Here is a 13,880-nt window from a genome sequence, read left to right as displayed (position 1 = left end):
GTTCGCTTCCATGGCGATTATGGGCATAGGCATCGATGTGGTTTCCATACCTGATTTCGCCGAGCAGGTGGACCGGCCGGGAACCGTATTCGCCGAGACGTTCACGCCGGGTGAGCGCCGGGACGCCGCGGACAAGAGTTCGTCGGCGGCCCGGCACCTGGCGGCCCGGTGGGCGGCCAAGGAAGCTGTGATCAAGGCCTGGTCCAGCTCACGGTTCTCCAAGCGGCCGGCCCTGCCGGAGGGGATCCACCGCGATATCGAGGTGGTCACCGACATGTGGGGTCGGCCCAAGGTGCGGCTGTCCGGCGAGATCGCCAAGCACCTCGAAACCGTGACCATTCACGTCTCGCTCACCCACGAGGCCGACACCGCCGCCGCGGTGGCGATCATCGAGGAGCTCTAGCGTTGCTCCGCGAGCGTGCGTGTCTGCTGCCAGACACGCCGTGATCGAGCGGCACTTCGTGCACGTTCGCAGCATTCGAGAGTGCGGCTAGTGTCGACACCATGACTGATGTCGTGGCGCGGGTTCAGCAGGTGTTGCCGTCGGTGCGGTCGGATCTGGAGGATCTGGTACGTATCCAGTCGGTGTGGGCCGACCCGGCCCGCCGTGATGAGGTGCACCGCAGCGCCGAGGCCGTCGCAAAGCTGTTGGCCGAGACAGGCTTTCCTGAGGTCCGCATCGTCAGCGAAGGCGGTGCGCCCGCCGTCATCGCGCATTACCCGCCACCTGCGGGAGCACCGACGGTGCTGCTGTACGCCCACCATGACGTGCAGCCTGAAGGGGATCCGGCCCAGTGGGATTCCGCACCGTTCGAGCCCACCGAACGTGACGGCCGGCTCTACGGCCGCGGCACCGCCGACGACAAGGCTGGTATCGCAACCCATCTGGCGGCCATCCGGGCGTTCGACGGCAAGCCTCCGGTCGGCGTCACGGTATTCGTCGAAGGCGAGGAGGAATCCGGTTCTCCGTCACTGGGTGCACTCCTGGCTGCCCACAAGGAAGCACTGGCCGCCGACGTCATCGTCATCGCCGACTCCGACAACTGGAGCACCGAGATCCCGGCGCTGACCGTGACCCTGCGTGGCCTGGCCGACTGTGTGGTCGAGGTGGCCACCCTGGACCATGGCCTGCATTCGGGCCTGTGGGGTGGGGTGGTGCCGGATGCGTTGAGCGTGCTGGTGCGGTTGCTGGCCAGCCTGCATGACGACGACGGAAACGTCGCGGTCGCCGGCCTGCACGAGGCCACCGCTGCCGACGTCGACCGTGGCGCCCACTGGGTCCGCGAGGAATCCGGACTGCTGGAGGGGGTGGCCGAAATCGGTTCCGGCTCAGTGGTGCAACGCATGTGGGCCAAACCCGCGATCACCGTCATCGGCATCGACACCACATCCATCGACAAGTCGTCGAACACGCTGATCCCGCGGGCCCGCGCCAAGATCAGCATGCGGGTCGCGCCCGGCGGTGACGCCCACGCGCATCTGGAGGCGTTGACCCGTCACCTCGAGACCCATGTGCCCTGGGGAGCCCAGGTCACCGTGACTCGCGGCGATGTCGGCCAGCCCTACGCGATCGATTCCTCCGGTGCGGTGTACGACGCGGCCCGCACGGCGTTCCGGACCGCTTGGGGCACCGATCCGGTGGACATGGGTATGGGCGGATCGATTCCCTTCATCGCCGAGTTCGCCGAAGCCTTCCCGGCCGCGACGATTCTGGTGACCGGCGTGGAGGACCCGGGAACCCAGGCGCACAGCGTGAACGAAAGCCTGCATCTCGGGGTGCTTGAGAAAGCGGCGACGGCCGAAGCGTTACTGCTCGAGGCACTGGGCAGTTAGCCCGAGATGGCCAGCAGCGTCGGCTGGTTCGTCGTCGGCCTGATCGCCTTGGCGATCGGCGCGGAGGTGATGGTCCGCGGCGGTGCGAAACTTGCTGCGCGCCTGGGAATCAGCCCGATCCTGATCGGTCTGACCGTGGTGTCGATCGGCACCAGTCTTCCCGAGCTGGCTGTCGGCATCACCGCCGCGACCACCGGCAGCGGCGAACTGGCCGTCGGCAACATCGCCGGCACCAACGTCGTCAACATCTTGTTCATCCTCGGGCTCAGTGCGTTGATCCGTCCGCTGGCGATCCAACAGCGCACCTTGCGCTTCGACCTGCCAGTGATGGCGGGAGCCGCGGTCCTGCTCTGGGTGTTGGCCGTCAACGGCGTGCTGTCGCGCGTGGACGGGCTGATTCTGGTGTCTGGAGCCATCGTGTACACCGCTGTGCTGATCCGGATGTCGCGGCGGGAGAGCCGGGCAACTGTGGCCGGGTACGCCGAAGCCTTCCCATCGGGACAGGCAAGCGGTGCCGCGGCGAAACCGCTTGGCGGCGGCGCACTTCAGGATACGGTCATGACGGTAAGCGGTATCGCCGTGGTGATTCTCGGGGCCGAATGGCTGGTAGGCGGGGCGGTGGGGATCGCCCGCGGATTCGGGGTGTCGGACGCGCTCATCGGCCTGACCGTCGTGGCGATCGGAACCTCGGCCCCGGAGTTGGTCACGACGATCGTCTCGACGGTGCGCGGCGAACGCGACATCGCAGTGGGCAACCTACTTGGCAGCAGTGTCTACAACATCCTGCTGATCCTGGGCATCACGTGCCTGGTACCCGCGCACGGGCTGGAGCTGACACACAACCTCGTGTGGATCGACATCCCACTGATGGTCGCGGCGAGCCTGGCCTGCATCCCGATCTTCGTCTCGGGCCGGCGGGTGCACCGAGCGGAGGGGGCCGCGATGATCGCGGCCTACCTCGGCTACCTGATGTTCCTGCTGACGACCCAGTTGTGACCAGTGTCAGACCGACAGGTCGCGGCGCAACTTGGCGACGTGGCCGGTGGCCCGCACGTTGTACTGCGCGACGGCGATCTTGCCCTTCTCGTCGACGAGGAACGTCGACCGGATCACACCCTGAACGGTCTTGCCGTACATGGTCTTTTCGCCGAAAGCGCCCCAGGCCGTCAACACCTCACGGTCCGGATCGGACAGCAACGGGAAGGTGAGTTCCTCCTTGTCGCGGAACTTGGCGAGCTTCTCCGGCTTGTCGGGGGAGATACCGATGACATCGAGGCCGGCGCCGTTGAGCTCGGCGAGGCTGTCCCGGAAATCGCACGCCTGCTTGGTGCAGCCGGGTGTCGATGCCGCGGGGTAGAAGTACACGATGACCTTGCGGCCCTTGTAGTCGGAGAGCTTGACGACGTTGCCGTCGGCATCGGGCAGGCTGAAAGCGGGGGCGGTGTCTCCCACCTCGAGGCGCGGGGTTTGCGGCATTCGTGGGTATCCCTTCTTGTCGACCGGTTCCGTCGTCACGGCGCCGGCTGATCTAGGGTAGTGCGGCAGGGCAGCACGACATGGAGCGGCTTGGAGGAGCAAACAGTGGCGAACCGGGACCCGGAGAGCATCAAGCGGGATATCGATCAGGCTCGCGATCAGCTGGCGGTGACTGTCGACTCCCTGGCAGAGCGGGCCAACCCGCAGCGCCTGGCCGACGATTTCAAGTCGGCGGTGATCGGCTTCATCAAGAAGCCCGCCGTGACGGCGTCATTGGCCGGTGCAGGAGTGCTGGTGGTGTTCGTCGTCGTGCGACGGATTAAGCGGCGCTGAGTGTAGATCCGCAGGGCGCGCGTTGTGCGCCCTGCGGAGATGCCCCGTTCAGCGGCCCGGGCTTAGACGCCGCTCAGCGGCCCCGGCCTATACGCCACTCAGCGGCGGCGGAACAGGAGCCAGTCCGCCAACGAGAAACTCGGCGGATTGGCGATCCGGCCCAGGCGGTTGCACGTATACACCATGACGGGCTGGTTCGCAGCAACAAATGCGGCAGTCGATGCAGCTGTGGGATCGGCGCCACCTACGGCAGGCATCAGCTAACACCCCTCATCTTGGCGCAATCGCCACGCGGTACCGGATCACAATTAATCAGCTAACTTGAGATTAACACGGTTTCTGCCGTCTGACCAGCGGAAGCGCTGGAGTTGGATTCTAAGCAGTAACTTACGACTACGTCAACGGTAGAGTGTTGCCGCGGTTCGCCGGGTTGCGTCACGGTTATCAGCACATTATCGAAGTATGTCGCCGACGGGCCTCTGACTGTTACGGGTCTCGTCCACCGCAAATTCGGCCGGGGCCTCCGGTGGCGGATGGAGACTGGCTGCGTAGCGCGGGATGGAATCGGATCGGTTCACAGAAAAGTTTGCTGGCATGTTGGCGTCGCGTGACGCGTGGTCAGCCGTTCTGTCCTGATCCACGCTGATTTGGTGGGGAAAACGGTTGGCAAACACGTATCGGTCTGATAATCGCCGGGTCTCTGTGCAACTCGGTGTCGAGCGGGCGCGATAGCTGAAATCTGCTGCATAGCAGTGCGGGAACGGCTCTTTCTTGTCGAACCGGTTGCTAGTGCATAGGTGTCCAGCTAAGGTCGACGTCGGGTCAGGATCGGGGAGGCGACCCTGGGTATTGATCCCGACCGCAACACGGGACAATCGTGTGACAAGGGGGTATTGCGTTGCAGCTAACTTATTTTCCGTTTGCCAGGATCGCTGCATGGGCTATCGCCGGTCGAGCCGATCCCGGCGGGCTCATCGTCGGGATTCGCTGACGACACCCAATGGCTCATGTCGAACTTCTGTAAAGCGATGTGGGCCGTGGTCACACCGACGGGAGGTAGCCATATGGCGCATGTGAGCGACGAGACCCTGGGCGATCTGCGCAGGGAGCTCGACCGCTTCAAGAGCGAGCAGTACCGGGATCACGGCTATGCGGCCGCACATCTGGCCGGGGCCGTGGAGATGTTGTTGGAAGAGGCTGAACCCAGCATCGGCGACCGACTGGCCGAGAGGTACCGAGCCTGACAGACGATGAGCAATCCCGGTAACGCCGAAACCCTGAAACGCAAAAACCCTGCCGAGGCAGGGTTTTTGGTTGGTGCGCCGTCAGGGTTTCGAACCCCGGACCCGCTGATTAAGAGTCAGCTGCTCTACCAACTGAGCTAACGGCGCGCGAGAGAGACAATAACAGGAGTTTCTCTCAACAGTGAAATCCGCTGGTGGCGGGCCTGGGACGCGCTTCTGGTCGGCCCGATCCGGCCAGAACCCTTAGACTATTGCCAAGAATTTGCTATCGACCATGCGAGGGGTAGGACGACCATGGGGCAGGCCCAGACGGTGACCCGTCCGTATCGGGGTGTGTTCCGGCGGGCAGTGGTTGCCATGGTGCCGGCAATGATGTTGGGGCTTACCGCGTGCGGGGGTGAAGACTCACAGGGGCCGGCTCCGGTGATCACTGACAAGGGCACTCCCTACGGCGATTTGTTGGTGCCCAGGGTCAACGCGTCGGTGACCGATGGCGCTGTCGGCGTAACCGTCGATGCGCCGGTCACGGTGAGCGCGGAGAACGGTGTGCTCGGCGGCGTCACCATGACCAACGAAGAAGGCGCCAGCGTCGCAGGCAAGTTCAGTGCCGACGGGCTGACATGGTCCACCACCGACCCACTCGACTACAACGAGCAGTACACCCTCAACGCGCGGTCTCTGGGCCTCGGTGGCGTCGCCAACCGCAGACTGCGGTTCGAGACGCACTCCCCGGCCAACTTGACGATGCCGTACGTCCTGCCGAACAACGGGGAAGTGGTTGGGGTGGGGCAACCGGTGGCAATCCGGTTCGACGAGAACATCTCCGATCGACTGGCTGCCCAACGTGCCGTCACCGTCAAGACCGATCCGCCTGTCGAAGGTGCGTTCTACTGGCTCAACAACCGCGAAGTACGTTGGCGCCCCGCGAAATACTGGAAGCCCGGCACCTCGGTGGACGTCACGGTCAACACTTACGGTGTCGAGTTGGGCGATGGATTGTTCGGTCAGGGCAATGTCACGACCCACTTCACGATCGGCGATGAGGTGATCGCGCAGGCCGACGACACCACCAAGACACTGACCGTCCGGCGCAACGGCGAGGTCGTCAAGGCCATGCCGATCTCCATGGGCAAGAACAGTTCTCCGACCAACAACGGCGTCTACATCGTCGGCGACCGTTTCGACCACATGGTGATGGATTCCTCCACCTACGGGGTGCCCGTCAACTCGCCGAACGGCTATCGCACCGAGGTCGACTTCGCGACCCAGATGTCCTACAGCGGCATCTACGTGCACGGCGCCCCGTGGTCGGTCGGCAGCCAGGGTTACAGCAACGTCAGCCATGGCTGTCTCAATGTCAGCACCGCGAACGCCAGGTGGTTCTACGAGAACACCAAACGCGGCGACATCGTCGAGGTCGTCAACACCGTGGGCTCGGTGTTGCCGGGCACCGAGGGCCTGGGGGACTGGAACATCCCTTGGGACCAGTGGCGCACCGGCAACGCCAGTACCTGACCCGATTACCCCTGCGGTAATCGACATCTCGCTTCGAGTCGGTGAATCTGGCTGAGTCCCAGTCGATTACCGTGAAAGAGGCGAAATGGCCGAGCTCAACGACACCGTCACCGCGTACCTCAGTACCTGGAATGCCACTGATGCCGCCGACCGACGGGCCTTGTTGGAACGGCACTGGTCGGCCGGCGCCACCTACACCGATCCGCTGGCTGAGGTGAGCGGACACGCCGGGGTGTCCGCCGCCATCGAAGCGGTCCACTCCCAGTTTCCGGGATTCGTGTTCACCCTCGTCAGCGGGCCCGACACCCACCACCGGCAGGCGCGTTTCCAGTGGGGGCTCGGTCCGCGCGACGCCGACCCGATCGTGGTCGGATTCGACGTACTCGCCACTGACGACGAGGGCCGGATCCAGACCGTGCTCGGGTTCCTGGATCAGGTGCCGGCCTGACTAATTCGATGAACGATCCAGTGCCGCAAGCGATTCGTCGAGGAATTCGGACCCGAACGGTGGCATCCCGCCGATCTGGTCGCGGAAGCTCTGCGGGGTGTCGGTCCAGTCGTAGGTGAGGGTGACGTCGGTCTGGTCCCCGTTAGGGGCCAGGTCGTACCGCCACCACCAGCCACCAGGCGCATGGTGGCCCTGCTCGTCGAGCTGGCCGGGCAACCAGGCGATGGTCCGGTCCTGCTCGAACTCGGTCACCAGGTTGTGCATGACGTAGTGGCCACCGGCCGCCGGCAGGAACATGTTGACCGCGAAGATCTGGCCGGTCCCGGTGATCGGTTCGGGGTCGATCGCGTCGCGCACCCAGTCGCCGGGCTCGGTGTCGCAATGCCGGGCCGGGTTGGCCAGGACGGCGAACACCTGCGCAGGGGAGGCGGAGATGGTGCGGGTGACGACGTAGCGCTGGCTGTCGGTTGCCGTCGTGTCGGTAGATGAAGTCACAGGGAGTCCTTTCCATACAGCTGGGCGATGTCGGGGCTGTCGAGCCAGCCCGAGTAGGTCGCCTGTTTGGGCCAGCCGTCGGGGGAGTCCTGCCATTGTTCCTGCCGGCCCCACGGCAGCAGGTCGATCAGCGCGAACGAGTGACTGAGTTGTTCGGTGCCACGGCCATTGGTGTGCCAGGTGCGGTAGACGGTTTTTTCACCCGATGGCGCGGTCGCACAAAAGAACACGTTGACCGCGAAGCCTTCGCCAGGCGCGGCGTCGACGTCGGACCCGAAGGAGCTCTCCGATGAGGAGAACCAGTCCATGCGGTTGCCGACCTTCTCGCGGTACGCCAGCGCCTCCTCTATGGGCCCGTTGGTGACGATGACGAAGCGGGCGTCGTAGTTGTCCAGAAAGTCGAGACGCGTGAATTGCGACGTGAAGCCGGTGCAGCCGCCGCACTGCCATTCGGCACCGTCGGTCCACATGTGGTGGTAGGTGATCAACTGAGCACGTCCGTCGAATACATCGGCCAGGCGCACCGGGCCGTCGGCACCGATCAGTGTGTACTCGGGCAGCTCCACCATCGGCAGCCGGCGGCGTGCGGCGGCGATCGCGTCCAGTTCCCGGGTGGCGGCCTTCTCCCGGCGCCGCAGGTCGTCGAGCGCGGTGCGCCACGCCTGCTGGTCGACTATCGGCGGTTTTCCTGTCGTCATGAAGGGCTCCTGACTGCTGCTCGGAGAATCTCGTTCTCTTAAGTGGACCCACCGAGCGTCCGGAATTCATCGCACCCGGTAATGTCCGACGAGCGAAGGGTGACCTAACACCTTGAGATGAACCATGGAGGTTGATCCAGAATGAGCGGTCAGCGAGCCGACGCAGCAGGGCTGCGTCTCCTCGTCGTCGGTGCTTCCTCGGGCATCGGCCACGCTGTTGCGGTCAGTGCCACCGAACGCGGCGCCAAGGTCGCCGTCGCCGCGCGACGCGTCGATCTGCTGAATTCCCTGGCAGACGCCATCGGCGGATTTGCCTTCGAGCTCGACGTCGAAGACTCCTCGGCCATCAGTCGCGTGGTCAACGAGGCAGCGGACGCGCTCGGCGGCCTGGACGCCGTGGTGTTCACCAGCACCGTGATCCCCTTCGCCTACATCGAGGACACCGACGTCGCCACCTGGTTGCACGCGTTCAGCGTCAACACGGTGGGTGCCAACAACGTATTGCGGGCGGCGACACCGCGGCTGTCCGAGAACGGTGTGGTGCTGGTCGCGTCGAGCTATGACGTGGGCCGTCCGCGGGCCGGTGTGGCGGCATACAGCGCGAGCAAGGCCGCGCTCGACGAGATCCTGAACTCCTGGCGCATCGAGCATCCCGAGCTGTCGCTGATTCGGGTGGGCGTCGGCCCCACCGACGACACCGAGATCCTGCGCGGTGCGGACCGCGACCTGCTGGACCAATTGGTCAAGACGTGGGTGGCCCAGGGCGCCCTGCCGGCCCGGATGTCGGCCCTGGGCGACGTCGCCAACACCCTGGTGTCGCTGGTGACCACCGCCTACGAGAATCCGACCGTGGTGCCCGAGATCGTGCAACTGGCGCCGCGGATCAGGAAGAAGACGGACGCGGTCGACGCGACGAAGTAGTCCGCGGTAGCCCGCAACGCGATCTCGCGGCCGGTGACTCCGGTCGCTGCGATACCTCGAAGGGTGTGAGGGCCGTTCGGCCACACGGCCTTTGGGGTCCTTTGTGTGCCTGCGCTGTGCACTCCGCGACGCATGATGTCCGCGATGTCACGTAGTGGCCTTCGTCGGCGGGTTCATCGCTGTGCCCGAGCGTCACGCCGGGTAGTAGATCTCGCCGTTCTCGGCACGGTGCCGTGGCGATCCTGCAGACCTTGAAGCTGCTTCCGGACGGCTTTCTATGAGTTTCAAATGGATTGATTGATAACGACAATCGTATTCAATAACTTGGACCCTTCGGGTAGATGGTCTACAGGGAGGGTTTCTCGTGGTCGCGGTATGGATGGCCTCACCGCCAGAGGTGCATTCAGCGTTGCTGACCAGCGGCCCGGGTCCTGGTGCGATGTTGGCCGCGGCCGGCGCATGGTCGTCCTTGAGTGTCGAATATGCCTCGGTGGCAACAGAACTCGCTGCAGTGTTGGGTGCGGTGCAAGCAGGAGCATGGCAGGGTCCGAGTGCCGAACAGTACGTGGCTGCTCACCTTCCGTACCTGGCGTGGTTGCAGCAGGTCAGCGCCGACAGCTCGGCGATCGCTGTCCAGCATGAAACCGCGGCCGCGGCTTACACCAGTGCATTGGCAGCGATGCCCACCCTGGCCGAGCTGGCCGCCAACCATGCTCGGCAGGCGGTCCTGGTGTCCACGAACTTCTTTGGGATCAACACCATCCCGATCGCGGTGAACGAGGCCGACTACGTGCGGATGTGGATTCAGGCTGCGACGACGATGACCGTCTATCAAGGGGTCTCCGAGACGTCTGTGGCATCCGCGCCATCCACCCCGGCGGCGCCGCGGATCCTGCACGACGAACACGACCACGACCACGAACACGACGACGATCATGACCATGACCATGACGGCGACCACGATCACGATCATGACGGCGACCACGATCATGACCACGACGACCATGGCCACGGTGACCTGAGCCCGCTCGACCCGCGGTGGTGGCTGGAAGTCGGCCACGAGCAGATCGAGAACATCGGCTTGCTGATCGACAACCTGCTGAACGACCCTGCTGCGTTGTTGACCAATTTACCGATGGTGTTGGCCGACATGGCTTTCCATGCAGCCCAGCTGCTGCAGGTCGTCGTTCAGTTGTCGCCGGCCCTGATCCAGCCCGCCCTGAGTGTCGTGATTGCCAACCTGGGGTGGGCGATCACCGGCCTGGCGGCAATCCAGCCGCCCGCCTTGGTCGGCGCGGAAATTCCGGCCGGCGCCGATCCTCAATCATGGCCGGCGGCCGGGGGCGCATCGACGGTAACGAGTGGGACGCCGGCTTCGGCTGCGCCGTCGGCTCCCGCGGCCCCCTCGACCGGCGCGTCGGCGTCGGCACCCGTCGCCTCCGCGTCGGCGCCCTCGGCTGCTCCGGGTGGTGGACCGGGATTCTTCCCGCCCTATCTGATCGGCGCGCCGGGCGCCGCCGTCCCGGCTGCGGCGCGGGCCAACGCCGCGGCCGGCGCCAAGAGGAAGGCCTCCGAACCCGATGCCGCTGCGGCCGCTGCCGGCGAAACGGCCCGCGACGCCCGGGCCCGCCGCAGGCGCCGCGCAGCGATGCGCGAGAAGGGCCACGGCTACGAATACATGGACCTGCAAGCTGATCCGGACGGGAACACCGCACCGGAGACGTCACCGACGGCCTCGGGCCGCGGTGCGGGGCCGCTGGGCTTTTCCGGAGTGCTCGACAAGCCGGAAGCGACGACAACCGGCTTGGCGACGCTGGGCGGCGCCGAGTTCGGCGACGGTTCGACGGTGCCACTGTTGCCATCCACCTGGGATCCGGACTCGAAGGAGTGAGGCGGCGGGGCTGTGTCGGCCGAACACCGCTGACGCAGCTGCCAGACTCTGTGCGTGCGTTGGGATTGGTTGCTGCTAGGTGCGTTGGTGTGCACTCTGGCCGGTTGGCTGTTGCGCCGCTACGGCCCTGATGCGCCTGATCTCCAGGTGGCGGCCAGGGTTCTGATGATCGGCGGACTGTCGGTCGTTGCCGCCGTGACGGCACTGTACGTGGGGTTTTTCGCCCTGCTGCTCTACTGGCCGGTGGTGCGGGTCTTCGACGACGGTTGGCCTATGACGTTCGCGGTCTACGCTCAGGCGGCTGTGATGTTCGGCCTCGTCGTCATCGCAGTGCGGCGAAATGTGCTGAGCCGGCTCCCCGTGCTGGTGTTCGCCGCGACGACGCTGGCGTTCAGCGCGTGGCTCTGCCTGCATCCACTGGAATGGCTTCCACAACCGAGTTGAGCTTCATCGAGGCCCGAAACCAGAAACGCCGCCTGCTTGCGCAGACGGCGTCCCCGATATCGGGGTGGCTGACGGGACTCGAACCCGCGACAGCCAGGATCACAACCTGGTGCTCTACCAACTGAACTACAGCCACCATCGCCGCGCTGCCTTTCGGCGTATGCGGCTCGTAGATACTAACTGCTCGGGTGTCCTACCGCCGAATCGGTTTCGGTCGCGTCGTTCTTCGGCGGGCCGAGCTCGGCGGCGATCGCAGCGATATCGCTGGTAGAAGGCCCGGGCTGGGCGACGAACGCGGTTGAGCGGTAGTACTTGAGTTCGCGGATCGACTCGTGGATGTCGGCCAGGGCGCGGTGTGCGAGACCTTTCTCCGGCTGGCCGAAGTAGATCCGGGGGTACCAGCGGCGGCACAGTTCCTTGATCGAGCTGACGTCGATCATCCGGTAGTGCAGGTAATCGTCGAGTTTGGGCATGTCGCGGGCGATGAAGCCACGGTCCGTCGCAATCGAGTTGCCGGCCAGGGGAGCGGCCTTGGCCGTCTTGACGTGCTCGCGGATGTAGTCGAGCACCATCTGCTCGGCGGTGGCCACGTCGACGGTCGACACCCGGACTTCCTCGATCAACCCGGACCGGGTGTGCATCTGTTTGACCACGTCGACCATGGAGGACAGCGCCTCGTCGTCGGTGTGAATGACCACGTCAAGGCCGTCACCGAGGATGTTCAGGTCAGCGTCGGTGACCAGAACCGCGATCTCGATCAGCCGATCGGACTTGAGGTCCAGGCCGGTCATCTCGCAGTCGATCCATACCAGTTCGTCTCGCACGAAGATCCACAGTATTCCTACACGTGACAACGAGCCGTCACACCCACCGCGCGCGCCGCCTGACAAGTAGTGTCAGACCCCGATTGGCTCGTTCGCGAAAACTGGGAGGACCGCGGCATGACCACCGAATCGACAGCCACGCCCGCGCAGCAGATTGCTGCCGGTTACGCAGTCGAAGGCCAGGCGTTGGAGCTGGGAACTGTGTTCGTCCCCGACGACACAGGCGGCACTGTCGACCCGAGCGCGCAGGTCCGCATTCCGCTGGCCACGGTCAACCGGCACGGGTTGATCGCCGGTGCCACCGGTACCGGCAAGACGAAGACGCTGCAGGTGATCGCCGAGCAGTTGTCCGCGGCGGGTGTCCCGGTGGTGATGGCCGACGTGAAGGGCGATCTGTCGGGGCTGTCGAAGGCCGGCGAGGCCAACGACAAGACCGCGCAGCGGGCCAAGGACACCGGCGACAGCTGGACGCCGACCGCCTTCCCGGTGGAATTCCTGTCGCTGGGCACCGAAGGGATCGGGGTCCCGGTGCGGGCCACGATCACCAGCTTCGGGCCGATCCTGCTGTCAAAGGTTCTGGGGCTCAACACAACTCAGGAGTCCACGCTCGGCCTGATCTTCCACTGGGCCGATCAGAAGGGCTTGCCGCTGCTGGACATCAAGGACCTGCGTTCGGTGATCCAGTTCCTCACCAGCGACGAGGGCAAGCCCGAACTCAAGGCCTTGGGCGCGGTGTCGACCACGACGGCGGGTGTCATCCTGCGGGCCCTGGTCAACCTGGAGGCCGAGGGCGCCGATTCGTTCTTCGGCGAACCGGAGCTGGAGCCCAAGGATCTGCTGCGCACCGACGCGCAGGGCCGCGGCATCATCAGCCTGCTGGAGTTGGGTTCGCAGGCCGCGCGCCCGGTGATGTTCTCGACGTTCCTGATGTGGGTGCTGGCGGATCTGTTCACGTCGCTGCCCGAGGTCGGTGACATCGACAAGCCGAAGCTGGTCTTCATCTTCGATGAGGCCCATCTGCTTTTCACCGACGCGTCCAAGGCGTTCCTGGAGCAGGTCGAGCAGACCGTCAAGCTGATCCGCTCCAAGGGGGTCGGCGTGTTCTTCTGCACGCAGCTGCCCACGGACGTCCCCAACAATGTGCTCTCACAGCTGGGTGCCCGGGTGCAGCATGCGTTGCGCGCCTTCACCCCGGACGATCAGAAGGCCCTGTCGAAGACCGTGCGCACCTACCCGAAGACCGATGTCTACGACCTGGAGAAGGCGCTGACGTCGTTGGGTATCGGCGAGGCTGTGGTCACGGTGCTCTCGGAGAAGGGTGCGCCGACACCGGTGGCGTGGACGAGGATGCGGGCGCCGCGGTCGTTGATGGACACGATCGGCACTGACGCGATCACGGCTGCCGCCAAGGCCAGCCCGCTGCAGGCGACGTACGGCCAGACAGTGGACCGGGATTCGGCCTACGAGCAACTGGCCGCCAAGCTGGCCCCACCGCCGTCGCCGGAGGATTCGGGCGGCTTCGGCGGTATCGAGGCGTCAGGTGAGATCGAGGCCATGCCGGCCCCGGCGCAACCGGCCGAGCCGGGGGTGCTCGAGCAGGTGCTCAAGAGCTCGGCGTTCAAGAGCGCCATGCGGTCGGCGGGCACCGTGATCGGTCGCGAGATCACCCGCAGCATCTTCGGGACGGGCCGCCGCCGGTAGTCCCCACGTCCGCCGAAATGGCATTCCGGCAGGGCGTTACTCGATGTTTCGCTGCTG

General features: G+C 65.2%; 15 protein-coding genes and 2 tRNA genes. 11 read left to right on the top strand and 6 right to left on the bottom strand.

Translation table 11 applies throughout. From position 1 onward, the window contains the following. Window positions 1-10 precede the first annotated feature (10 nt). The 3 genes from acpS (at window position 11) to AC4ELS_RS14790 (ending at window position 2,829) form a co-directional block, all read left to right on the top strand. Window positions 11-403 carry a holo-ACP synthase AcpS gene (gene acpS / locus AC4ELS_RS14800; RefSeq protein ID WP_003880044.1) on the top strand — a complete coding sequence of 131 codons (393 nt, stop codon included), beginning with the start codon at window positions 11-13 and terminating at the stop codon, window positions 401-403. A gap of 101 nt (window positions 404-504) precedes the next feature. Then, window positions 505-1,833 carry a dipeptidase gene (locus tag AC4ELS_RS14795; RefSeq protein WP_499047909.1) on the top strand — a complete coding sequence of 443 codons (1,329 nt, stop codon included), beginning with the start codon at window positions 505-507 and terminating at the stop codon, window positions 1,831-1,833. Window positions 1,834-1,839: 6 nt separating this feature from the next. Further along, complete coding sequence (locus tag AC4ELS_RS14790) at window positions 1,840-2,829, top strand: calcium/sodium antiporter (protein WP_064938066.1); 990 nt, start codon at window positions 1,840-1,842, stop codon at window positions 2,827-2,829. 6 nt (window positions 2,830-2,835) lie between these two features. Here the strand turns inward: AC4ELS_RS14790 and bcp are convergent, their stop codons facing one another. Then, window positions 2,836-3,309, bottom strand: coding sequence for a thioredoxin-dependent thiol peroxidase (gene bcp, locus AC4ELS_RS14785; protein ID WP_064887031.1), 474 nt, complete (start codon window positions 3,307-3,309; stop codon window positions 2,836-2,838). Window positions 3,310-3,414: 105 nt separating this feature from the next. On the opposite strand from bcp, the gene AC4ELS_RS14780 reads away from it, so the two are divergent. Both AC4ELS_RS14780 and AC4ELS_RS14775 read left to right on the top strand, forming a co-directional pair. Further along, a complete protein-coding gene (locus AC4ELS_RS14780; protein WP_044524135.1) occupies window positions 3,415-3,642 on the top strand; it encodes a DUF3618 domain-containing protein in 228 nt (75 codons plus the stop codon). Window positions 3,643-4,706: 1,064 nt separating this feature from the next. After that, window positions 4,707-4,886 (top strand): hypothetical protein, encoded by a 180-nt coding sequence (locus AC4ELS_RS14775; RefSeq protein ID WP_055115836.1) that lies wholly within the window; start codon window positions 4,707-4,709, stop codon window positions 4,884-4,886. Window positions 4,887-4,957: 71 nt separating this feature from the next. Here the strand turns inward: AC4ELS_RS14775 and AC4ELS_RS14770 are convergent. Continuing rightward, window positions 4,958-5,033, bottom strand: a tRNA-Lys gene (locus AC4ELS_RS14770). 147 nt (window positions 5,034-5,180) lie between these two features. On the opposite strand from AC4ELS_RS14770, the gene AC4ELS_RS14765 reads away from it, so the two are divergent. Next, window positions 5,181-6,401: a L,D-transpeptidase gene (locus tag AC4ELS_RS14765; RefSeq protein ID WP_499047907.1), complete on the top strand. Its 1,221-nt coding sequence runs from the start codon at window positions 5,181-5,183 to the stop codon at window positions 6,399-6,401. 85 nt (window positions 6,402-6,486) lie between these two features. Then, entirely contained in the window at window positions 6,487-6,849 is a 363-nt protein-coding gene (locus AC4ELS_RS14760) for a nuclear transport factor 2 family protein (protein WP_499047905.1), read from the top strand. Here AC4ELS_RS14760 and AC4ELS_RS14755 read toward each other — a convergent pair whose 3' ends face one another. After that, the gene (locus tag AC4ELS_RS14755; RefSeq protein WP_064957806.1) at window positions 6,850-7,344 is read right to left on the bottom strand and encodes an SRPBCC family protein; all 495 of its coding nucleotides are present in this window, start codon (window positions 7,342-7,344) and stop codon (window positions 6,850-6,852) included. After that, window positions 7,341-8,042: a DUF899 family protein gene (locus AC4ELS_RS14750; protein ID WP_499047903.1), complete on the bottom strand. Its 702-nt coding sequence runs from the start codon at window positions 8,040-8,042 to the stop codon at window positions 7,341-7,343. Before AC4ELS_RS14750 ends, AC4ELS_RS14755 begins: the two co-directional genes overlap by 4 nt. 141 nt (window positions 8,043-8,183) lie before the next feature. On the opposite strand from AC4ELS_RS14750, the gene AC4ELS_RS14745 reads away from it, so the two are divergent. From AC4ELS_RS14745 to AC4ELS_RS14735, 3 genes are all read left to right on the top strand, one after another. Continuing rightward, window positions 8,184-8,963: an SDR family oxidoreductase gene (locus AC4ELS_RS14745; protein ID WP_064957808.1), complete on the top strand. Its 780-nt coding sequence runs from the start codon at window positions 8,184-8,186 to the stop codon at window positions 8,961-8,963. A gap of 379 nt (window positions 8,964-9,342) precedes the next feature. Beyond that, a complete protein-coding gene (locus tag AC4ELS_RS14740) occupies window positions 9,343-10,854 on the top strand; it encodes a PPE family protein (protein WP_499047949.1) in 1,512 nt (503 codons plus the stop codon). Between the two features lie 54 nt (window positions 10,855-10,908). Continuing rightward, window positions 10,909-11,298 carry a hypothetical protein gene (locus AC4ELS_RS14735; RefSeq protein WP_131811705.1) on the top strand — a complete coding sequence of 130 codons (390 nt, stop codon included), beginning with the start codon at window positions 10,909-10,911 and terminating at the stop codon, window positions 11,296-11,298. A 63-nt stretch (window positions 11,299-11,361) separates the two neighbouring features. On the opposite strand, the gene AC4ELS_RS14730 is transcribed toward AC4ELS_RS14735, so the two are convergent. Continuing rightward, window positions 11,362-11,434, bottom strand: a tRNA-His gene (locus AC4ELS_RS14730). A gap of 40 nt (window positions 11,435-11,474) precedes the next feature. Next, window positions 11,475-12,122, bottom strand: coding sequence for an oligoribonuclease (gene orn, locus AC4ELS_RS14725; RefSeq protein ID WP_064887024.1), 648 nt, complete (start codon window positions 12,120-12,122; stop codon window positions 11,475-11,477). A gap of 117 nt (window positions 12,123-12,239) precedes the next feature. Between orn and AC4ELS_RS14720 the strand changes: the two genes are divergently transcribed. Further along, window positions 12,240-13,823, top strand: a complete 1,584-nt coding sequence (locus AC4ELS_RS14720; protein WP_064887023.1) for a helicase HerA-like domain-containing protein — start codon at window positions 12,240-12,242, stop codon at window positions 13,821-13,823. The last annotated feature ends 57 nt before the right edge of the window (window positions 13,824-13,880 follow it).

This window comes from Mycobacterium shunyiense (assembly GCF_058270035.1).
Note: the sequence above shows the minus strand (reverse complement) of the source record. Positions and strands in the feature narration are given on the sequence as shown.